The following is a 21,164-nucleotide window of genomic DNA, read 5'->3' as shown; positions in this document are numbered from 1 at the left end:
CTAACCTACGTCAGGGCCTGGCGGGCGGCAAATGGTCGATTTCAGAAATGGAAAAGGCCGCATAAGCGGCCTTTGGTATTGCAATAAGTTGCAGTGAGTTTGCGAGGCTTACTGTGCCTGAGCAGCCGCACCGTACTTGATTTTGGCTTCTTTGCGCAGGTTAGTCATCAGCGCTTCGAAGGCAATCTGCGCATTGTTCTGCGTCACGCCCTGAACCAGTGCGGTTTTCTGTGCCGCTGGCATTTCGCCGTTCTGCACTTTATCCAGCGCCAGCAGTACAACGTTGCCCTGCATATCTTCACCCACGCCGTAGGAGGATTTGCCCGCGGCAGGCAGCGGCAGCGCAAAGGCGGACTGCGTCAGCGCATCCTGCCCGGTACGGGCCAGCGTCTGGGTTTCACCAAAGCTCAGACCGGCCGCTTTCAGTGCCTCATCGCCTTTACCGGCTTTCAGATCCGCCAGCAGCTTATCCGCCTGCGACTTCGCGGCCGCCTGCGCTTTCTGCTGCTTCAGGGTATCGGTAATCTGCGCGGTCACATCGGCCAGCGGCTTCACGGCTTCTGGCTTATGCTCACTGATGCGCAGGACGAAGGCACGATCGCCATCGACGGTGATAATGTCTGAATTACGGCCCGGAGCACCATTATCACCGGCCAGGCCGCCGTTAAAGATGGCTTCCTGTACCGGCTTAAAGTTCAGCTCGGCTGGCAGGCTGTCATGGCTGAACCAGCCGGTCTCAACCGCTTTAACACCGGCCACGTCTTCGGCGCTCGCCAGTGATTCAGTGTCGTTGTTGGCCGCATCGCTGACTTTCTGCTGCAGCTTATAGTAAGCATCGACGGCTTTTTCCTGCTTCACTTTTGCCGCAATATCGTCATGAACCTCGGCCAGAGCTTTAATCTGCTGCGGCTGAATGTCGTCCAGGCGGGCGATGATAAAGCCTACGGAGGATTTGATGACCCCTGACAGCTGGCCTTTCTCTTTCAGACCGGAGTTTTTCAACTCGTCAGGCGTGGTGTCCGGCTCCAGCCAGCCCATATCGCCCCCCTGACGTGCAGAGATCGGATCGGCTGATTTTTCTTTTGCCAGCGCGGCAAAATCACCGCCGTTTTTCAGCGCATCCAGTACCGACTGCGCTTCCGCTTCGGTTTTGGTCTGAATGATGCTGTAGCGGTTACGCTGCGGCTGGGTGTAATCCTGCTGATGCTCATCGTACCAGCCCTGGATTTCGCTCTCGCTGACCTGCCCCTGCATGCTCGCGGCATCCAGCTTGATGTAGCTGACGCGGAACTGCTCCGGCGACATGAAGTTGTTTTTGTTCTGCTGGTAGTAGTTATTAATTTCTTCCGGCGTGACAACCTGTTTAGCAGCCAGCTCACCGACGTTAATCGTCACTTCACGCACCAGGCGCTGCTGGGAAATTAATGCGGCCAGCGCATCGCTTTCGCTACCCAGAACAAAGTCGGTGCCGGTAACGGACTTAATCAGCTGCTGAGTGGTCAGCTGCTTGCGCAGCGCTTCCGCATACTGATCGGCCGTAAAGCCCATATTGCCAATCAGGCCCAGATACTTGGCGTTATCAAATTTGCCATTGGTCTGGAATGCCGGCTGGGTAAAGATTGCCTGCTTGATTTGATCGTCGCTGATGGCAAGGCCAATATTTTTCGCATACTGGTCCAGCAGGATTTCGTCGGTCAGCTGGGAGAGCGCCTGCTGACGTATCTGCTGCATGTAGCCTTCGTTACCTGCCAGTGCGGAGAATTGTTCGCCCAGCATCTGCTGCTGACGCGCACGCTCGTTGCTGAAGGCTCGCTCAAGCTGAGCACGGCTGATTTCCTGACCGTTTACCTTGGCCGCGTAATCACCACTGCCGCCCGTCAGATATCCGCCCACGCCGGTAAGAACAAAGGACAGGATGATCAAACCCAGTATAATTTTGAGCACGACATGGTTCGAGGCCGCGCGTAAATTGTCCATCATGGTGTGACAACACTCCGCTGTAGTGTGAATGTAAAACCTTGCGCTATCGTCCCGCGTTCCCGAGGACGTGCAACGCCATGCATTGCTGCAACTCCAGTGACTGTTGGGAGTTACATCCTGTAGACAACCGCATTATGCGAATGTCACTGAATCATAAAAAAAAGGCACATCAATTTGATGATGTGCCAGTATGTTACATGAGATCGCCCTGGCGATCCTCACTCCACCGAAGAAATCTGTTTCAACGGCAGCATATTACTTAGTTAACCGCGTCTTTCAGCGCTTTACCGGCACGGAAGCCCGGTACTTTGCCCGCAGGGATAGTAATTTCTTTACCTGTTTGCGGGTTACGGCCCGTACGCTCTGAACGCTCACGCACGGAGAAGGTGCCGAAGCCTACCAGCGCCACTTCGTCGCCAGCCTGAAGAGAATCGGTAACAGAGGCAATAAACGCATCCAGTACACGTCCGGCTGCAGCTTTGGAAATATCTGCGTTTGCAGCAATTTTGTCGATCAACTGTGACTTGTTCACCTAATCATCCCCTCTTTTATTTTTTCACACCGCCACTGGCACCCTGCCAGCGACGTATGTGCAGTCGTTTATTATGACCGCGAACCTTACATGTTAAGCCATCACCATCGGCAACCGTTGCTATGACTGGCTTAACAGCATCCTAAATTAGCCGGACAAAAAAAGGCTGGCAAGTAACAATTCACCTGCCAGCCCTCGTTTTACGGCGATTTATCTTAAATCACTATTTTTCGGTGACAACCTGCATGCCGGAAGGGGCATTTTGCAGGGCCAGCTCCAGAACTTCTTCGATACGCTTCACCGGGTGGATCTTAAGATCGGCAATGACGTTATCCGGGATCTCTTCCAGATCGCGCTTGTTTTCGTCCGGAATTAAGACCGTTTTGATCCCACCGCGATGGGCTGCCAGCAGTTTCTCTTTCAGACCACCGATCGGCAGAACCTGACCACGCAGGGTGATCTCACCGGTCATCGCGACATCGGCACGCACCGGGTTACCCGTCAGGCAGGAAACCAGTGCGGTACACATCGCAATACCCGCGCTCGGGCCATCTTTCGGCGTTGCACCTTCAGGAACGTGAACGTGGATGTCACGCTTCTCGTAGAAGTCACCGTTGATGCCCAGCTTGTCGGCGCGCGCGCGCACCACGGTCAGCGCAGCCTGAATGGACTCCTGCATCACTTCACCCAGAGAACCGGTGTAGGTCAGCTTGCCTTTACCCGGTACACAGGCGGTTTCAATGGTCAGCAGATCGCCGCCCACTTCCGTCCACGCCAGGCCGGTCACCTGACCCACGCGGTTTTCACTGTCGGCGCGGCCGTAGTCAAAGCGCTGTACGCCGAGGAAGTCTTTCAGGTTGTCGCCGTTGATTTCAATACGCTTCAGCGACTTATCCATCAGCAGCGATTTCACCGCTTTCCGGCACAGTTTGGACAGTTCGCGCTCAAGGCTACGCACACCCGCTTCACGCGTGTAGTAGCGGATGATGCCAACGATAGCGCTGTCATCAACTGAAATTTCATTTTTCTTCAGCGCGTTACGTTCAATCTGTTTCGGCAGCAGGTGCTGTTTGGCGATGTTCAGCTTTTCGTCTTCGGTATAGCCGGAAAGACGGATCACTTCCATACGATCCAGCAGCGGAGCCGGAATGTTCATTGAGTTAGACGTGGCCACAAACATCACATCGGAGAGATCGTAGTCGACTTCCAGATAGTGATCGTTAAAGGCAATGTTTTGCTCGGGATCAAGCACTTCCAGCAACGCTGAAGCCGGATCGCCACGCATGTCAGAAGACATTTTGTCGATCTCATCCAGCAGGAACAGCGGGTTTTTCACCCCAACTTTCGCCATTTTCTGGATTAGCTTGCCTGGCATCGAACCGATATAGGTACGACGGTGACCGCGAATTTCCGCTTCATCACGCACGCCACCCAGCGCCATACGCACGTACTTACGTCCGGTGGCTTTGGCAATCGACTGCCCCAGTGAGGTTTTACCCACGCCCGGAGGCCCAACCAGGCACAGGATCGGGCCTTTGATTTTGCTGACGCGGCTCTGTACGGCTAAATACTCAAGGATGCGGTCTTTCACTCGCTCAAGGCCGAAATGGTCGGTATCCAGCGTTTCCTGCGCCTTAAGCAGATCTTTTTTCACCTTACTGCGCGCATTCCACGGTACCTGAACCATCCAGTCGATATAACCACGCACCACGGTAGCTTCAGCCGACATCGGCGACATCATTTTCAGCTTCTGCAGTTCGGCTTCGGTTTTATCTTTTGCCTCTTTCGGCATTTTGGCCGCGTCAATCTTACGCTTCAGCGCTTCATTTTCGTCAGGCGCGTCGTCCATTTCGCCCAGCTCTTTCTGAATGGCCTTCATCTGCTCATTCAGATAGTACTCACGCTGGCTTTTTTCCATCTGTTTTTTCACGCGGTTACGGATGCGTTTCTCAACCTGCAGCAGGTCGATTTCCGACTCCATCATCGCCATCAGATATTCCAGACGTTCATTAACGTCGGACATTTCCAGCACGGACTGTTTATCAGCCAGCTTCAGCGGCATGTGTGCCGCCACGGTATCGGCCAGGCGCGCAGCATCATCGATGCTGTTGAGCGAAGTCAGCACTTCCGGTGGGATCTTTTTGTTCAGCTTGATGTAGCCTTCAAACTGATTGATCGCCGTACGCACCAGCACTTCCTGCTCGCGTTCTTCAATTTCCGGGGACTCAAGCAACTCTGCCTGCGCGGCAAAATGGTCACCGTTGTCGGATAAAGTCGTGATATGAGCACGCTGTAAACCCTCTACCAGCACTTTCACCGTGCCGTCCGGGAGTTTCAGCATCTGTAAAATGGAGGCGACGGTCCCGACTGAGAAGAGGTCGTTAATGCCCGGTTCATCCGTTGAAGCTTCTTTCTGAGCGACCAGCATGATCTTTTTGTCATGATCCATGGCGGCTTCAAGGCAGCGAATGGATTTTTCGCGACCAACAAACAACGGAATGACCATGTGCGGATAAACCACTACGTCACGCAACGGCAACACAGGGATTTCAATGCGTTCAGAACGCTCAGGATTCATAGAGCTCTCTCTTAGTTTAATTTCCGCCAGGTAAGGGGAACCGCATCATCCTTAACAGAAGCGGTTTACCCACAGGTATTTGAGTATATGGGGATGAATGGAATAGATTCAACGTCGGGGTGACCAGAAATGTTAAAGGGGGAAGATTTTCCCCCTTTTCGGATAACTGACTGGAAAGATTTGGTTATTTATTCACCAGATGCCTGCTGCGCTTCCGGCTTGCCGTAGATCAGCTTCGGTTCGCCGTTGTTTTCGATCACTGAGGCATCCACCACCACTTTCTCCACGTCTTCCATCGACGGCAGATCGTACATGGTATCCAGCAGTACGCCTTCCACTATCGAACGCAGGCCGCGGGCACCGGTCTTACGCGACAGCGCCTTTTTCGCAATGGCGGTCAGCGCCTCATCGCGGAACTCCAGATCCACACCTTCGAGGTTGAACAGCGCCTGATACTGCTTGGTCAGCGCGTTTTTCGGCTCGCACAGGATCTGGATCAGCGCGTCTTCGCTCAGCTCGGTCAGCGTCGCCACCACCGGCAGACGCCCGATGAATTCCGGGATCAGACCGAATTTAATCAGATCTTCCGGCTCCACCTGCGCCAGCAGCTGGCCTTCCGTCGCCTTCTCGGCTTTGCCTTTCACCGTGGCACCAAAACCGATGCCGGAGCCGGTATCCACGCGCTGGGAAATCACCTTATCCAGGCCGGCAAACGCGCCGCCGCAGATAAACAGGATTTTCGACGTATCCACCTGCAGGAACTCCTGCTGCGGATGTTTACGACCGCCCTGCGGCGGCACCGCGGCAACCGTCCCTTCAATCAGCTTCAGCAGCGCCTGCTGCACGCCCTCACCCGAAACGTCGCGGGTAATTGACGGGTTATCCGACTTGCGGGAAATCTTGTCGATTTCATCGATGTAGACGATCCCGCGCTGCGCTTTCTGCACGTCGTAATCACATTTCTGCAGCAGCTTCTGGATGATATTTTCCACATCCTCCCCCACGTAACCGGCCTCGGTCAGCGTGGTGGCATCGGCCATGGTGAACGGCACGTCCAGCAGGCGCGCCAGCGTTTCGGCCAGCAGGGTTTTTCCGCTACCGGTCGGGCCGATCAGCAGGATGTTACTTTTACCCAGCTCAATGCCGTTGCTGGTATCGCCGTTGCGCAGGCGCTTATAGTGGTTATATACCGCCACCGACAGCACCTTCTTCGCCCGCTCCTGGCCGATGACGTAGTCATCCAGGTGGTGGCGAATTTCGTGCGGCGTAGGCAGGGAGCTGCGCTCGCGGTGCGGCGCAACTTCTTTAATCTCTTCGCGGATAATGTCGTTGCATAGATCAACGCATTCATCGCAGATATACACTGACGGGCCGGCAATCAGCTTGCGGACTTCATGCTGGCTTTTGCCGCAAAAAGAGCAGTACAGCAGCTTTCCTGAACCGTCTTTGCGTTTGTCTGTCATCAGTAACCTCATGTCTTACTAAACAGACCTGAAGCGGGCTGTCTAAATTTACGCGTATCAGCAGATAATATAGCCCATTTTAGGGCTAAACAGGGAGTAAAAGTCCGCCGCGCACCGCTGTTTTGCCGGGCAAATATTCGCATCAATGACTGTTGATTTAGCTACCTGTTTGATTATGCTAAACTCTCGTGACTTATCAGATCCCGATGGAGTGTAAAGCATGCCTCAAGAGCCAAAGAAAGACGAAAAAGGCCAGGAAGAGAAGAACTCAGCGCTGGCAGTGAGCAAGCTGCTGCAGTCACGCTCTATTATCATTTCAGGCGAGATTAATCAGGAACTGGCAGAGAAAGTGACTGCTCAACTGCTTATTCTGCAGGAGATGGGCGACGAGCCGATCAAGCTGTTTATCAACAGCCAGGGCGGCCATGTGGAAGCAGGCGACACCATCCATGACATGATTAAATTCGTGAAGCCGAAGGTGGTTGTTATCGGTACCGGCTGGGTGGCCAGCGCCGGGATCACCATCTTCCTGGCAGCCGATAAAGATAATCGCTACTCGCTGCCAAATACCCGCTTTATGATCCACCAGCCGCTGGGCGGCGTGCGCGGCAAGGTTTCAGATATTGAAATCGAAGCGAAAGAGCTGCTGCGCGCCCGTGAGCGCATCAACAAGCTGATCAGCAAAGCCACCGGACAGCCGCTGGAGAAAGTCGAAAAAGACACCGACAGCAATTACTGGATGAGCCCGGAACAGGCTATCGACTACGGTATCGCCACGCACGTTATCAGCCAGTGGGATGAACTCAAGGTCTGATTTCTCCGCTGAAAGGCTGATATAAAAATGGCCCGCAGTTTTCGCTGCGGGCCATTTTTTATGCTCAGACGGGCGTTAATATTACTCGCCAGATGCCTGCTGCGCTTCCGGCTTGCCGTAGATCAGCTTCGGTTCGCCGTTGTTTTCGATCACTGAAGCATCCACCACCACTTTCTCCACGTCTTCCATCGACGGCAGATCGTACATGGTATCCAGCAGTACGCCTTCCACTATCGAACGCAGGCCGCGGGCACCGGTCTTACGCGACAGTGCCTTTTTCGCAATGGCGGTCAGCGCTTCATCGCGGAACTCCAGATCGACACCTTCGAGGTTGAACAGCGCCTGATACTGCTTGGTCAGCGCGTTTTTCGGCTCGCACAGGATCTGGATCAGCGCGTCTTCGCTCAGCTCGGTCAGCGTCGCCACCACCGGCAGACGCCCGATGAATTCCGGGATCAGACCGAATTTAATCAGATCTTCCGGCTCCACCTGCGCCAGCAGCTGGCCTTCCGTCGCCTTCTCGGCTTTGCCTTTCACCGTGGCACCAAAACCGATGCCGGAGCCGGTATCCACGCGCTGGGAAATCACCTTATCCAGGCCGGCAAACGCGCCGCCGCAGATAAACAGGATTTTCGACGTGTCCACCTGCAGGAACTCCTGCTGCGGATGTTTACGACCGCCCTGCGGCGGCACCGCGGCAACCGTCCCTTCAATCAGCTTCAGCAGCGCCTGCTGCACGCCCTCACCCGAAACGTCGCGGGTAATTGACGGGTTATCCGACTTGCGGGAAATCTTGTCGATTTCATCGATGTAGACGATCCCGCGCTGCGCTTTCTGCACGTCGTAGTCACATTTCTGCAGCAGCTTCTGGATGATGTTTTCCACATCCTCCCCCACGTAACCGGCCTCGGTCAGCGTGGTGGCATCGGCCATGGTGAACGGTACATCCAGCAGGCGCGCCAGCGTTTCGGCCAGCAGGGTTTTTCCGCTACCGGTCGGGCCGATCAGCAGGATGTTACTTTTACCCAGCTCAATGCCGTTGCTGGTATCGCCGTTGCGCAGGCGCTTATAGTGGTTATATACCGCCACCGACAGCACCTTCTTCGCCCGCTCCTGGCCGATGACGTAGTCATCCAGGTGGTGGCGAATTTCGTGCGGCGTAGGCAGGGAGCTGCGCTCGCGGTGCGGCGCAACTTCTTTAATCTCTTCGCGGATAATGTCGTTGCATAGATCAACGCATTCATCGCAGATATACACTGACGGGCCGGCAATCAGCTTGCGGACTTCATGCTGGCTTTTGCCGCAAAAAGAGCAGTACAGCAGCTTTCCCGAACCGTCTTTGCGTTTATCGGTCATTCACTCCCCCTCATTGTCGCACTCGCTGCCCCACCGGGTCAGCGACGGCAGGCCAGCATGGTGCTGGCCTGCGGCGGCGACGGATACATGGCAAAACAGATCAGTTACGCTGGGCCAGTACGGAATCAACTAATCCATACTCTACGGCTTCCCCGGCCGACAGGAAACGATCGCGGTTAGTATCACGCTCAATCGTTTCCACGCTCTGGCCGGTGTGCTTCGCCATCAGTTCATTCATCATCTGTTTCGTTTTGATAATTTCACGCGCGTGAATATCGATATCAGACGCCTGACCCTGGAAACCGCCCAGCGGCTGGTGAATCATTACGCGTGAGTTAGGCAGGCAGTAACGTTTTCCTTTTGCTCCCGCGGTCAGCAGGAACGCCCCCATTGAGCAGGCCTGTCCCATACAGATAGTGCTGACGTCAGGTTTAATAAACTGCATGGTGTCATAAATCGACATGCCTGCGGTAATGACGCCACCAGGAGAGTTAATGTACAGGTGAATGTCTTTTTCCGGGTTCTCTGCTTCCAGGAACAGCATCTGGGCCACGATCAGATTAGCCATATGGTCTTCAACCTGACCGGTCAGGAAAATGATGCGTTCTTTGAGCAGGCGCGAGTAGATGTCGTAAGAGCGCTCTCCACGAGAGGTCTGTTCAACAACCATTGGCACTAAAGCCATCTGAGGTGCAGTTAATTCACGTTCGCCACTGTATGACATTATCGTCTCCTGATACATTTCATTTGGCCACACTCCGCAGCGATTCTACTTGAGAGCGATCGGGAACACTATGATTCCGGTCCTTTCCGCCGAAGCTACCCGGGCGCTCATTCGGGCCTGATAGCATCGTTGCATACTCTGAAGAACGCGTATGCCAGTGATAACAATCTGGGGATATTGCCCCGCTATTTCAAGCATAACAACGTTTTTATCAACTGCTAACCAGGAATATCGGCTCAGGCGACAATTTGCGGAATAAATAAACAAATTGTTAGCAAAAGCAGGCGATTCCGGGTCGTTAAATAGCAAAAGCCCGCAGCCAAGGGCCGCGGGCTTTTGTTGAACAACCAGTAAAACTAAATCAGGCCTGAGCGGTCTGGTTCATCAGTTCCTGGAAGTTAGTGGCTTTCTCAGTCACTTTCGCTTTTTCCAGCACGACTTCAACAGCCTGCTCTTCCAGCGCTACGTTACGCATGTTGTTCATCAGCTCGTTATTTTTGCTGTAGAACTCAATAACTTCTGACGGATCTTCGTAGGCAGAAGCCATTTCTTCGATCAGTGCTTTAACGCGGTCTTCGTCAGCTTTCAGCTCGTGGGTACGAATCACTTCGCCCAGCAGCAGGCCAACCACTACGCGGCGTTTCGCCTGCTCTTCGAACAGTTCACGAGGCAGCTCAAGAGCCTGCTTCTCGTTACCGCCAAAGCGCTGTGCAGCCTGACGCTTCAGCACGTCGATTTCGCCGTCGATCAGGGCAGCAGGAACGTCGATGTCGTTAGCCGCAACCAGACCGTCGATAGCCTGAGACTTCACGCGATTACGCACGGCGCCTTTCAGCTCACGCTGCATGTTCTTACGTACTTCGGTACGCAGACCAGCCAGAGAACCATCAGCCACGCCGAAACGCTTGATGAACTCTTCGGTGAATTCTGGCAGCTCACGCTCTTCAACTTTCTTCAGCACGATTTCAAACTTCGCTGCTTTACCTTTCAGGTTTTCAGCGTGGTAATCTTCCGGGAAGTTAACGTCGATGGTGAAGGTTTCGCCGGCTTTATGGCCAACAACGCCCTCTTCGAAGCCTGGGATCATACGACCCTGGCCCATTGCCAGTACGAAATCAGAGGCTTTGCCGCCTTCGAACTCTTCACCGTCTACAGAACCGGTGAAATCGATGGTTGCACGATCTTCCGCGCCGGCTGCTGCGTCGGTTTCTTTCCAGGTTGCCTGCTGCTTACGCAGGGTATCCAGCATGGCGTCAACGTCTTCGTCAGTGACTTCTACAACCGGTTTTTCAACTTCGATTGCTTCCAGACCCTGCAGCTCAACTTCCGGATACACTTCAAATTCAGCAGAGAAAGTGAAGTCTTCACCGATTTTGTAATCGCCCGGTACGTAATTTGGCGAACCCGCTGGATTGATTTTTTCTTTGATGATCGCATCAACGAAGTTGCGCTGCATCAATTCGCCCAGCACGTCCTGACGAACGGAGGCACCGTAACGCTGTGCAACAACGGTCATCGGTACTTTTCCTTTACGGAAACCGTCGATGCGAACTTTCTTGGCTACGCTAACCAGTTCGTTTTTCACTGCAGTTTCGATCACGTCTTTAGGAACGGTAATCGTTACGCGACGGCCCAGGCCCTGAGTTGTTTCTACTGAAGCTTGCATCTTATTACCTCAAAAAATCACGTGCTCGGTCAACTTCAGATGCACCCTGCTATGGTGGAAACACCGATAACTGAATGAATCTAAGAACCGGGACGGCTTCTGATGCCAGAACCGCATTCCCTGTTAACAGAAGCGTCCCGAAGACATTCTGTAAAAAATAGACGCCGCATTATAGCGGCAACGTCTAAGCGAGTCGAGGCTGCACACTCCCCCGACGCACGCTACTTTTTACATTTTTGCGATGAAACCGCAAGAAATTGATGAATGAACCGGCTTTTCAGCGGCTATAAACGAAAAAACGGCCCGCAGGCCGTTCGATGTCGAAACAGAATATCAGGTCAGGCTAGCGTGCCGGCCCCCCGACAGTTTGGCGAAGCGGGTACGGTATCCTGCAGGCTCTCCCACTCTTTAACCGTGTAGCTGTGCAGTGCCAGCGCATGGACGCTTCCGGCCAGTTCATCCGCCAGCACGCCGTAAATTGCACGGTGTCGCACCAGAAAACGCTGGTCGATAAAACTGTCACTGACGATCACCACCTTGAAATGACTTTCTGCCCCCGCAGGGACATTGTGACGATAGCTTTCGTCATGAACCTCAAGGTGTACCGGTGAAAATGCCGTACGTAGCTTTTCTTCTATTTGTTCACGGATCATACCCGAACTCCTCTCCAACAGAGAACTGTGCCCCATCTCTTTAAATGTTAGTCGTTTTTTATGCAAACCCGATGCACTTTAACGAAATTTTCAAATCAGCCAACATTTTTACTTATTCAACTGCAACACTCACGCCCGAATGCAGTCCAAGCCTCAAGCGTTCAGTCGTCTGAAAAAGGGACAACGCGATGAATTTACGCGCTATCGGGGCTTCCCCTGGGGACAGTCAATGTTATGATGGCCGGAGTTTTTTCAGCAATACAACTCACGTTATCGAGAAAATAAGCATGTTAAAAAAATTACTGTTCCCTCTGCTGGCCATGTTCATGCTGGCTGGCTGTGCGACAAGCAGCAACACGCTTGATATTTCACCAAAAATTAAGTTACCCCAGCAGGATCCAGGCCTGATGGGCGTCACCATCAGCATCAACGGTGCCGATCAGCGTAGCGATCAGGCGCTGGCTAAAGTAAACCGTGACGGCCAGCTGATCACGCTGACCCCTTCACGCGACCTGCGCTTCCTGCTGCAGGAAAGCCTGGAAAAACAGATGACCGCCCGAGGCTACATGGTTGGCCCAAGCGGTGCCGTCGACCTGCAGATTGTGGTGAACAACCTTTATGCTGACGTTACCCAGGGTAACGTTCGTTACAGCATCACCACCAAGGCCGATATTTCGATCATTGCTACCGCTAAAAACGGCAACAAGCAGGTGAAAAACTATCGCCAGGTTTACAGCGTTGAAGGTGCCTTCAACGCCAGCAACGAGAAAATCACCAACGCGGTTAACGCGACTCTGGGTGACGTGATTTCTGACATGGCTCAGGACACGTCGGTCAGCGAGTTCATCAAGCAAAACGCTCGTTAATCACGACAGGCCCGCCAGGATAGCGGGCCTGACTTTAAGGTCCGTATGCCCAATCACTACTTGCAAATCTTCACCCGGCGCAACTCCGCCCTTCTTTTATTACTTGGTTTCGCATCCGGCCTTCCCCTGGCGCTCACTTCCGGTACCCTCCAGGCGTGGATGGCGGTCGAGAATGTCGATATCAAAACCATTGGTTTCTTCTCTCTGGTTGGCCAGGCCTACGTCTTTAAGTTTCTCTGGTCACCGCTGATGGACCGCTACACGCCGCCGTTTCTTGGGCGTCGTCGTGGCTGGCTGCTAATCACCCAGCTCCTGCTGATCGTCGGCATTGCCATGATGGGCTTTATGCAGCCGTCACGCGATCTGACGCTGCTGGCGGCGCTGGCAGTACTGATCGCCTTCTGCTCAGCCTCGCAGGATATTGTTTTCGACGCCTGGAAAACCGATGTGCTCAGCGCGGCCGAACGCGGCAACGGTGCCGCCATCAGCGTGCTGGGTTACCGGCTGGCGATGCTGGTTTCCGGCGGGCTGGCGCTGTGGCTGGCCGACCGCTACCTCGGCTGGCAGGCGATCTGGTGGCTGATGGCGCTGATGATGGTGCCCGGCGTGATTGCCACCCTGCTGGCAAAGGAGCCGGATAACACGATTGATGTGCCGCGCAACCTGGAGCAGGCGGTGGTTGCACCGCTGCGCGACTTCTTTAACCGCAACAATGCGTGGCTGATTCTGTCGCTGATTGTGCTTTACAAGCTGGGTGATGCTTTTGCAGCCAGCCTGACCACCATTTTCCTGATCCGCGGCGTGGGCTTTGACGCGGGCGATGTCGGGCTGGTCAATAAAACGCTGGGCTTACTGGCGACCATTGTCGGTGCGCTGATCGGTGGCGTATTAATGCAGCGCCTGAGCCTGTTCCGCGCGCTGATGCTGTTTGGCATTCTGCAGGCCGTTTCTAATCTGGGCTACTGGATCCTGTCAGTCACGGATAAACACCTCTACAGCATGGCGGCGGCGGTCACCGTAGAAAACCTCTGCGGCGGCATGGGTACGGCGGCATTTGTCGCGCTGCTGATGACCCTGTGCAACCGCTCCTTCTCGGCGACCCAGTTCGCCCTGCTCTCCGCGCTGTCTGCCGTTGGCCGGGTTTATGTCGGGCCGGTCGCAGGCTGGTTTGTTGACGGCTGGGGATGGCCGACCTTTTATGCTTTCTCGGTCGTCGCGGCGCTGCCCGGGCTGCTGCTGCTGGCGGGCTGTCGGGCCACGCTGGAATACGCCCAAAATCATCCAGACTTCCTGCCGCGGACCGCTTATCCAGGCGGTTATCGCTGGGCGGTGCGCAGTCTGGTGCTGGGTGCGCTGCTGTTGATGCTCTGGCTGGTGGCTCTGGCATTAAATGCAATGGGCTTAACCCTGGCGGATGTTATTGTTTCAGGATTGTTAAAAATTGCAGTATTACTCATGCTGGCAGGCATTGCCGCAGGGACGATACTCGATTTTATGGCCGGAAGAAGGGTGTCAAATAGCGCTGAATAAATCACCGTTCAGCAGGCTAAAATTGATTTGTTAAGTAAATTATTTCAATAACAAATTGATAACAAAAATCCAGGCAACGGTAACACTTGCCTGGATTCATCTTACGTATCAGATTAACCCTACAACTGCCAGTTGAATAAAAATAAAATTTTTTGGCTTTTCAGGGCGGAAAAGAAAAGTTTTATTCAAAAAATAATGTTGAATAAAAAATATTAAAACCCGGTACGTTATTAGTTTTATCGCGTTTATTATCACACAATTGATAAGGACTTGTTAAATAATTGGATCAATAAACGTCTGGTTATAGCGTATGGATTTTGACCCGTGTTTTTTTCATAGAATTTTGTTATATTGCCTCCAACCCCTTGCTGCCATTAATATTTTGTCACCACCAGCAACATATGTGACAGCCTTGGCAAAAGGTGTCAACACCTCGCTGACACAACCTGTTGCAGGTTTACAGTACTGAAACCTTCCCGTAAAATGCCGCCACACTTAAACGACAATAGAGCCCTTGTCATTGAGGTCGTTAAATGAGACTCAGTAAATACAATAAAAGTTTGGGGATTTTGTCATTAATCGCAGGCACCATTTTGTTAAGTGGTTGTGATAGTGCATTGTTAAATCCCAAAGGACAGATTGCGTTGGAGCAACGTTCGCTGATACTGACGGCTTTTGGCCTGATGATGATCGTCGTTATCCCCGCCGTCTTAATGGCCGTGGTGTTCGCCTGGAAATATCGGGCATCAAACACCAACGCGAAATACAGCCCAAACTGGTCACACTCTAACAAAGTTGAAGCCGTTGTCTGGACTGTACCAATCTTAATCATTGTTTTCCTTGGTATTCTGACGTGGAAATCTACCCACGCGCTGGAACCAAGCAAGCCGCTGGTTTCTGATAAGAAGCCGGTTGAGATTCAGGTTGTTTCGCTCGACTGGAAATGGCTGTTTATTTACCCTGAGCAGGGTATTGCAACCGTCAACCAGATTGCGTTCCCCGCTAATCGCCCAGTTAACTTCAAAATCACCTCCAACTCAGTGATGAACTCCTTCTTTATTCCTACTCTCGGTAGCCAGATCTACTCGATGGCCGGTATGCAGACGAAGCTTCACCTGATTGCGAACGAACCGGGTACCTTTAACGGAATTTCCTCGAACTTCAGTGGTCGTGGTTTCTCTGGTATGAAGTTTAAAGCGATTGCGACTCCTGACGAAGCGACCTTTGAGCAGTGGGTGGCAAAAGCGAAAGAGTCAACCTCTACGCTCGCGACTATGGATGATTTTAACAAGCTGGCAGCGCCTAGCGAAAATCACCCTGTTGAATTCTTCTCAAGTGTGAAACCTGGTCTGTTCCTGGATGTAATCAATCAGTTCCAGATGAACCACGGCGGAAGCATGGACATGTCATCGCATGAAGGTATGGATATGAGCCATTCCGCTCACGCGGGAGCCGAGGAATAATACAATGTTAGGTAAATTAACACTGGATGCAGTGCCCCTTCACGAGCCGATTATCGTTATTACGGTAGCAGCCATCATTCTTGGTGGTCTGGCGCTTGTGGCTGCAATCACTTACTTCGGTAAGTGGAACTATCTTTGGAGCGAGTGGCTGACGTCTGTCGACCACAAAAAACTCGGTATCATGTACATCATCCTGGCCTTCGTCATGCTGCTGCGTGGCTTTGCCGATGCGGTGATGATGCGTAGCCAGCAGGTGCTTGCCTCTGCCGGTGAAGCCGGATTCCTGCCGCCGCACCACTACGACCAGATCTTCACCGCCCACGGCGTGATCATGATCTTCTTCGTAGCGATGCCGTTTGTTGTTGGTCTGATGAACATTGCTGTTCCTCTGCAGATCGGCGCACGCGACGTGGCCTTCCCGTTCCTGAACAACCTGAGCTTCTGGTTCACCGTTGTCGGTGTGGTTCTGGTTAACCTGTCACTGGGCGTGGGCGAATTCGCTCAGACCGGCTGGCTGGCTTATCCACCACTTTCCGGCGCGGAGTACAGTCCGGGGGTCGGGGTTGACTACTGGATATGGAGTCTGCAGTTATCCGGTATTGGTACGACATTAACAGGGATTAACTTCTTCGTTACTATCCTGAAAATGCGTGCACCGGGCATGACCATGTTCAAAATGCCGGTGTTCACCTGGGCTTCACTGTGTACTAACGTATTGATCATCGCCGCGTTCCCGGTTCTGACCGTGACTCTGGCGCTGCTGACCCTTGACCGTTATCTTGGTTTCCATTTCTTTACCAATGATATGGGCGGCAACATGATGATGTACGTCAACCTGATTTGGGTTTGGGGTCATCCGGAAGTTTACATCCTGGTTCTGCCAGTCTTTGGTGTGTTCTCCGAAATCGTTGCTACCTTCTCTAAAAAGCGCCTGTTTGGTTATACCTCACTGGTGTGGGCAACGGTGGTTATTACCATCCTGTCCTTCATCGTTTGGCTGCACCACTTCTTCACCATGGGTGCGGGTGCGAACGTTAACGCCTTCTTCGGTATTATGACGATGATCATCGCCATCCCGACCGGTGTTAAAATCTTCAACTGGCTGTTCACCATGTATCAGGGCCGCATTCAGATGCACTCTGCGATGCTGTGGACCGTTGGCTTCCTGGTCACCTTCTCCGTAGGTGGTATGACCGGGGTTCTGCTGGCCGTGCCGGGTGCTGACTTCGTTCTGCACAACAGTCTGTTCCTGATTGCTCACTTCCATAACGTGATTATCGGTGGTGTGGTATTCGGTTGCTTCGCCGGTGTGACCTACTGGTTCCCTAAAGCGTTCGGCTTCACGCTGAATGAGAAATGGGGTATCCGTGCGTTCTGGTTCTGGATTATCGGCTTCTTTGTTGCCTTTATGCCGCTGTACGCACTGGGCTTCATGGGTATGACCCGTCGTATCAGCCAGGATATCGATCCTCAGTTCCACACGCTGCTGGTTGTGGCTGCCTTCGGTGCTGCACTGATTGCCTGTGGTGTTATCTGTCAGCTGACTCAGTTCTACGTTTCCGTTCGTGACCGTGAACTGAACCGCGACCTGACCGGTGACCCGTGGGGCGCGCGTACGCTGGAGTGGGCAACCTCTTCACCACCGCCGTTCTATAACTTCGCCGTTGTTCCTCACGTTCACGAGCGCGATGCGTTCTGGGAAATGAAGGAAAAAGGTGAGGCTTATAAACAGCCGACGCACTACGAAGAAATCCATATGCCGAAAAACAGCGGCGCCGGTATCATCATTGCTCTGTTCGCTACCCTGTTTGGTTTTGCTGCAATCTGGCACATCTGGTGGCTGGTGGGTCTGTCCTTCCTGGGCATGATCGTGACCTGGATCGTGAAGAGCTTTGACGAAGACGTGGATTACTACGTTCCTGTTGCCGAGATCGAAAAAATCGAGAATCAGCACTTTGACGAAATTAGCAAAGCAGGTCTGAAAAATGTCAACTGAAACTCTGACTAAACACCACGACGACGCCCATGGGGACCATGGGCATCACGATGCGGGAGCCAATAAGATCTTTGGCTTCTGGATCTACCTGATGAGCGACTGCATCATCTTCGCAACCCTGTTTGCGACGTATGGTGTGATGGTTAACAACACCGCCGGTGGCCCTGCAGGCAAAGATATCTTTGAACTGCCGTTCGTACTGGTTGAAACCGCCCTGCTTCTGTTGAGCTCCATTACCTATGGTTTTGCAGTCATCAACATGAACAAAGGTCAGAAAGGCGCCGTACTCGGCTGGCTGTTCATGACCTTCCTGTTCGGTGTGGGCTTCATCGGGATGGAAATCTATGAATTCCATCACCTGATCAAAGAGGGCTTCGGCCCGGATCGTAGTGGCTTCCTGTCGGCATTCTTCACGCTGGTAGGCACCCACGGTCTGCACGTGACCTCTGGCCTGATCTGGATGCTGGTGCTGATGTTCCAGGTTTCCAAACGTGGCCTGAACGATACTAACCGCGCACGTATCATGTGTCTGAGCCTGTTCTGGCACTTCCTGGACGTGGTTTGGATCTGCGTGTTCACCATTGTTTACCTGATGGGAGCCATGTAATGAGTCATTCTGTAAACGAACATGGCGGCGCGTCTCACGGTAGCGTGAAGTCATACATGATCGGCTTTATCCTGTCGATCATTCTGACCGGTATCCCGTTCTGGATGGTCATGGACGGCGGGGCATCTAAAGCGGTTACGCTTTCGGTTGTTCTGGTGTGTGCGGTTGTTCAGCTGCTGGTTCACCTGGTGTACTTCCTGCACCTGGACAGCAAGTCCGAGGGCGGCTGGAATATGGTTGCTATCGTCTTCGCGGCGATCATCATCCTGATTGTTGTTGTCGGCTCTCTCTGGATCATGTGGAACCTCAACTACAACATGATGACCCACTAACAGAGCTACTGTGATGATTAAGCGATACCTGCAAGTAACAAAACCAGGGATTATTTTCGGAAATTTAATTTCTGTTATTGGCGGATTCCTGCTGGCTTCTAAAGGCAGCATTGATTACGCCCTGTTTCTCTTCACCCTTGTCGGCGTTTCGCTGGTTGTGGCATCGGGTTGTGTTTATAACAACTACATCGACCGCGACATCGACAAAAAGATGGAGAGAACCAAGAATCGGGTGATGGTCAAAGGCCTCATCTCTCCGAAACTGAGCCTGGTTTATGCGACCGTTTTAGGTATTGCTGGCTTTGCGATGCTGTATTTCGGAGCAAATCCGCTGGCCATGTGGCTGGCGGTGATGGGTTTCGTGGTTTATGTCGGCGTTTACAGCCTGTACATGAAGCGCAACTCCGTCTACGGCACCCTGATTGGCAGCCTGTCCGGTGCGGCACCTCCGGTGATCGGCTACTGTGCGGTTTCCAATCAGTTCGATGCCGGTGCGTTGATCCTGCTGGCTATCTTTAGCCTGTGGCAGATGCCGCATTCCTATGCGATTGCCATCTTCCGCTTTAAAGATTACCAGGCGGCCAACATTCCGGTACTGCCGGTAGTGAAAGGCATCTCGGTGGCGAAGAATCATATTACGCTGTATATCCTGGCGTTTATGATCGCAACCCTGATGCTGACGCTGGGTGGCTATGCCGGGTATAAATACCTGGTCGTCGCTGCGGCGGTCAGCGTCTGGTGGTTGGGTATGGCACTGTCAGGTTACAAAACCTCAAACGACCGCGTTTGGGCACGTAAACTGTTCGTGTTTTCTATCGTTGCCATCACCGCGCTGAGCGTGATGATGTCAGTCGATTTCATGACTCCAGCCTCTAAAGATCTGCTGACTTACGTCTGGTAAGCAAAGCTGCATCACGATGAAGGGCGCGATTTCGCGCCCTTTCTTTTTGTTACGACTTCTTCGCAAGTAATGTTTTACCCGCCCTCCCCTCGCACATAAACTATGCGCACTAAATGCATGAGGTAGTAATGAACGATAATAAAATGACCCCGGTCGAGCTTCGTGCTACCTGGGGCCTGGGGACGGTTTTTTCCCTGCGTATGCTGGGTATGTTTATGGTGTTACCGGTTCTCACCACCTACGGCATGGCTTTGCAGGGTGCCAGCGAGGCGCTAATCGGGCTGGCCATCGGCATTTACGGTTTAGCTCAGGCCGTGTTTCAGATCCCCTTCGGTCTGCTTTCCGATCGCATTGGACGCAAACCGTTAATCGTTGGCGGATTGCTTATCTTTGTTCTGGGCAGCGTGATTGCCGCCCTGACGACGTCTATCTGGGGTGTGATCCTCGGGCGTGCGCTACAGGGCTCCGGCGCGATAGCCGCCGCGGTGATGGCACTGCTTTCCGATTTAACGCGTGAACAGAACCGAACGAAAGCCATGGCCTTTATCGGCATCAGCTTTGGTATTACCTTCGCCATCGCCATGGTGCTCGGCCCTATCATTACTAACGCGTTAGGCCTGCATGCGCTGTTCTGGATGATCGCCGTGCTGGCAACGCTGGGGATTGTTATCACCCTACTGGTGGTGCCTTCAACCTCAAGCCACGTGCTCAACCGCGAATCGGGCATGGTAAAAGGCAGCTTCCGCGATGTGCTGGCAAACAGCCGTCTGGTAAAACTGAACTTCGGCATTCTCTGCCTGCATATTTTACTGATGTCGAGCTTCGTCGCCCTGCCGGGCCAGTTCGAACGGGCAGGCTTGCCGGCCGCCGAACACTGGAAAGTGTACCTGGTGACCATGCTTGTCGCCTTCGTCAGCGTGGTGCCCTTTATCATTTATGCCGAAGTGAAACGCCGGATGAAGCGCGTGTTTATCTTCTGCGTGGCGCTGATGCTGGTGGCAGAGGTTGTCCTCTGGCTGGCTGGCGGCCATTTCTGGACGCTGGTTATCGGCGTGCAGCTGTTCTTTGTCGGCTTTAACCTGATGGAAGCCATTCTGCCGTCGCTGGTCAGCAAAGAGTCTCCTCCCGGTTTCAAAGGCACCGCCATGGGGCTTTACTCAACCAGCCAGTTTATCGGCGTGGCAATCGGTGGCAGCATGGGGGGATGGGTGTTCGGACACTTTGACGCGCAGAGTGTGTTTGTGGTGGGCGCGGTTATCGCCGCTATCTGGCTGGTGGTCAGCATGACGATGCAGGAACCGCCTTACGTCAGCAGCCTGCGTATTACGCTGGACGCCTGCACATTAGATAAAATTGAACTGGAGCGGAAGCTCAAAACGGAGCCGGGCGTCACGGCGGTGTTTATCGTACCGGAAGAGCAAAGTGCCTACGTGAAAATCGACAGCAAGGTCACCAGCCGCGCCACGCTGGAAAAGCTGATAGCTTCAGCGGCGTAAACTCCCGCTTAAACAGAGATATGCGCCGCCCTGCAGTGGTCGGTGCAACGCTCCAGAACCGCAGGCTATTTCAGGCCCCATTCGACTCGAAATCAATATGTGCCAGCCGCCCCCTGAACAGGGGCCGGCCAGCTAACCTCATATCACCTGCACCTCAGCACTCTGGCCCGGCATCACGCTGTGAAACGCCAAAACGAAGAGGCGATG

At 53.3% G+C, this 21,164-nt stretch carries 17 protein-coding genes; 9 read left to right on the top strand and 8 right to left on the bottom strand.

Annotated features, from left to right (window positions below):
* Positions 1-108 precede the first annotated feature (108 nt).
* The 4 genes from ppiD to clpX (PGH32_RS00800) form a co-directional block, all read right to left on the bottom strand.
* On the bottom strand, positions 109-1,980 hold the full coding sequence (ppiD, locus tag PGH32_RS00815) for a peptidylprolyl isomerase (protein ID WP_314418610.1): 1,872 nt from the start codon (positions 1,978-1,980) through the stop codon (positions 109-111).
* A gap of 259 nt (positions 1,981-2,239) precedes the next feature.
* A complete protein-coding gene (gene hupB, locus PGH32_RS00810; RefSeq protein WP_123335706.1) occupies positions 2,240-2,512 on the bottom strand; it encodes a nucleoid-associated protein HU-beta in 273 nt (90 codons plus the stop codon).
* A gap of 223 nt (positions 2,513-2,735) precedes the next feature.
* Positions 2,736-5,090 carry an endopeptidase La gene (gene lon, locus PGH32_RS00805; protein WP_314418612.1) on the bottom strand — a complete coding sequence of 785 codons (2,355 nt, stop codon included), beginning with the start codon at positions 5,088-5,090 and terminating at the stop codon, positions 2,736-2,738.
* 188 nt (positions 5,091-5,278) lie between these two features.
* Complete coding sequence (clpX, locus tag PGH32_RS00800; RefSeq protein WP_314418613.1) at positions 5,279-6,553, bottom strand: ATP-dependent protease ATP-binding subunit ClpX; 1,275 nt, start codon at positions 6,551-6,553, stop codon at positions 5,279-5,281.
* A gap of 220 nt (positions 6,554-6,773) precedes the next feature.
* On the opposite strand from clpX (PGH32_RS00800), the gene PGH32_RS00795 reads away from it, so the two are divergent.
* A complete protein-coding gene (locus tag PGH32_RS00795) occupies positions 6,774-7,367 on the top strand; it encodes an ATP-dependent Clp protease proteolytic subunit (RefSeq protein WP_314418617.1) in 594 nt (197 codons plus the stop codon).
* A gap of 81 nt (positions 7,368-7,448) precedes the next feature.
* Here the strand turns inward: PGH32_RS00795 and clpX (PGH32_RS00790) are convergent, their stop codons facing one another.
* The 4 genes from clpX (PGH32_RS00790) to bolA all read right to left on the bottom strand — a co-directional run bounded on the left by clpX (PGH32_RS00790) (position 7,449) and on the right by bolA (position 11,766).
* Positions 7,449-8,723, bottom strand: coding sequence for an ATP-dependent protease ATP-binding subunit ClpX (gene clpX / locus PGH32_RS00790; protein ID WP_314418613.1), 1,275 nt, complete (start codon positions 8,721-8,723; stop codon positions 7,449-7,451).
* Between the two features lie 100 nt (positions 8,724-8,823).
* Positions 8,824-9,447 carry an ATP-dependent Clp endopeptidase proteolytic subunit ClpP gene (clpP, locus tag PGH32_RS00785; protein WP_314418619.1) on the bottom strand — a complete coding sequence of 208 codons (624 nt, stop codon included), beginning with the start codon at positions 9,445-9,447 and terminating at the stop codon, positions 8,824-8,826.
* 361 nt (positions 9,448-9,808) lie between these two features.
* Positions 9,809-11,113 carry a trigger factor gene (tig, locus tag PGH32_RS00780; protein ID WP_314418620.1) on the bottom strand — a complete coding sequence of 435 codons (1,305 nt, stop codon included), beginning with the start codon at positions 11,111-11,113 and terminating at the stop codon, positions 9,809-9,811.
* Between the two features lie 338 nt (positions 11,114-11,451).
* Positions 11,452-11,766, bottom strand: a complete 315-nt coding sequence (gene bolA / locus PGH32_RS00775) for a transcriptional regulator BolA (protein WP_105590797.1) — start codon at positions 11,764-11,766, stop codon at positions 11,452-11,454.
* Positions 11,767-12,053: 287 nt separating this feature from the next.
* On the opposite strand from bolA, the gene PGH32_RS00770 reads away from it, so the two are divergent.
* The 8 genes from PGH32_RS00770 to PGH32_RS00735 all read left to right on the top strand — a co-directional run bounded on the left by PGH32_RS00770 (position 12,054) and on the right by PGH32_RS00735 (position 20,957).
* A complete protein-coding gene (locus tag PGH32_RS00770; RefSeq protein WP_123335691.1) occupies positions 12,054-12,632 on the top strand; it encodes a lipoprotein in 579 nt (192 codons plus the stop codon).
* A gap of 45 nt (positions 12,633-12,677) precedes the next feature.
* The gene (ampG, locus tag PGH32_RS00765; RefSeq protein WP_337892930.1) at positions 12,678-14,162 is read left to right on the top strand and encodes a muropeptide MFS transporter AmpG; all 1,485 of its coding nucleotides are present in this window, start codon (positions 12,678-12,680) and stop codon (positions 14,160-14,162) included.
* A 533-nt stretch (positions 14,163-14,695) separates the two neighbouring features.
* Positions 14,696-15,625 (top strand): cytochrome o ubiquinol oxidase subunit II, encoded by a 930-nt coding sequence (cyoA, locus tag PGH32_RS00760; RefSeq protein ID WP_123335687.1) that lies wholly within the window; start codon positions 14,696-14,698, stop codon positions 15,623-15,625.
* A gap of 4 nt (positions 15,626-15,629) precedes the next feature.
* Positions 15,630-17,621, top strand: a complete 1,992-nt coding sequence (gene cyoB / locus PGH32_RS00755; protein WP_314418624.1) for a cytochrome o ubiquinol oxidase subunit I — start codon at positions 15,630-15,632, stop codon at positions 17,619-17,621.
* The gene (locus tag PGH32_RS00750) at positions 17,611-18,228 is read left to right on the top strand and encodes a cytochrome o ubiquinol oxidase subunit III (RefSeq protein WP_314418626.1); all 618 of its coding nucleotides are present in this window, start codon (positions 17,611-17,613) and stop codon (positions 18,226-18,228) included. The genes cyoB and PGH32_RS00750 overlap by 11 nt, the downstream gene beginning before the upstream one ends.
* On the top strand, positions 18,228-18,560 hold the full coding sequence (locus tag PGH32_RS00745; protein WP_314418628.1) for a cytochrome o ubiquinol oxidase subunit IV: 333 nt from the start codon (positions 18,228-18,230) through the stop codon (positions 18,558-18,560). Before PGH32_RS00750 ends, PGH32_RS00745 begins: the two co-directional genes overlap by 1 nt.
* Before the next feature lie 13 nt (positions 18,561-18,573).
* Entirely contained in the window at positions 18,574-19,461 is an 888-nt protein-coding gene (cyoE, locus tag PGH32_RS00740) for a heme o synthase (RefSeq protein ID WP_314418629.1), read from the top strand.
* Between the two features lie 128 nt (positions 19,462-19,589).
* Complete coding sequence (locus tag PGH32_RS00735; protein ID WP_337892928.1) at positions 19,590-20,957, top strand: MFS transporter; 1,368 nt, start codon at positions 19,590-19,592, stop codon at positions 20,955-20,957.
* Positions 20,958-21,164: the final 207 nt, after the last annotated feature.

Source organism: Erwinia sp. SLM-02, assembly GCF_037450285.1.
Classification (GTDB): domain Bacteria; phylum Pseudomonadota; class Gammaproteobacteria; order Enterobacterales; family Enterobacteriaceae; genus Erwinia.
The sequence above is the reverse complement of the archived record's forward strand: the minus strand, read 5'-3'. Positions and strand labels throughout refer to the sequence as shown.

Bases quoted from the DNA above. Each gene is read 5' to 3' on its own strand.
- PGH32_RS00770 (WP_123335691.1), top strand. From the start codon at position 12,054: ATGTTAAAAAAATTACTGTTCCCTCTGCTGGCCATGTTCATGCTGGCT.
- PGH32_RS00745 (WP_314418628.1), top strand. From the start codon at position 18,228: ATGAGTCATTCTGTAAACGAACATGGCGGCGCGTCTCACGGTAGCGTG.
- cyoA (WP_123335687.1), top strand. From the start codon at position 14,696: ATGAGACTCAGTAAATACAATAAAAGTTTGGGGATTTTGTCATTAATC.
- lon (WP_314418612.1), bottom strand. From the start codon at position 5,090: ATGAATCCTGAGCGTTCTGAACGCATTGAAATCCCTGTGTTGCCGTTG.
- clpP (WP_314418619.1), bottom strand. From the start codon at position 9,447: ATGTCATACAGTGGCGAACGTGAATTAACTGCACCTCAGATGGCTTTA.
- cyoB (WP_314418624.1), top strand. From the start codon at position 15,630: ATGTTAGGTAAATTAACACTGGATGCAGTGCCCCTTCACGAGCCGATT.
- PGH32_RS00795 (WP_314418617.1), top strand. From the start codon at position 6,774: ATGCCTCAAGAGCCAAAGAAAGACGAAAAAGGCCAGGAAGAGAAGAAC.
- ppiD (WP_314418610.1), bottom strand. From the start codon at position 1,980: ATGATGGACAATTTACGCGCGGCCTCGAACCATGTCGTGCTCAAAATT.
- cyoE (WP_314418629.1), top strand. From the start codon at position 18,574: ATGATTAAGCGATACCTGCAAGTAACAAAACCAGGGATTATTTTCGGA.
- PGH32_RS00750 (WP_314418626.1), top strand. From the start codon at position 17,611: ATGTCAACTGAAACTCTGACTAAACACCACGACGACGCCCATGGGGAC.
- ampG (WP_337892930.1), top strand. From the start codon at position 12,678: ATGCCCAATCACTACTTGCAAATCTTCACCCGGCGCAACTCCGCCCTT.
- bolA (WP_105590797.1), bottom strand. From the start codon at position 11,766: ATGATCCGTGAACAAATAGAAGAAAAGCTACGTACGGCATTTTCACCG.
- PGH32_RS00735 (WP_337892928.1), top strand. From the start codon at position 19,590: ATGAACGATAATAAAATGACCCCGGTCGAGCTTCGTGCTACCTGGGGC.
- tig (WP_314418620.1), bottom strand. From the start codon at position 11,113: ATGCAAGCTTCAGTAGAAACAACTCAGGGCCTGGGCCGTCGCGTAACG.
- clpX (WP_314418613.1), bottom strand. From the start codon at position 6,553: ATGACAGACAAACGCAAAGACGGTTCAGGAAAGCTGCTGTACTGCTCT.
- clpX (WP_314418613.1), bottom strand. From the start codon at position 8,723: ATGACCGATAAACGCAAAGACGGTTCGGGAAAGCTGCTGTACTGCTCT.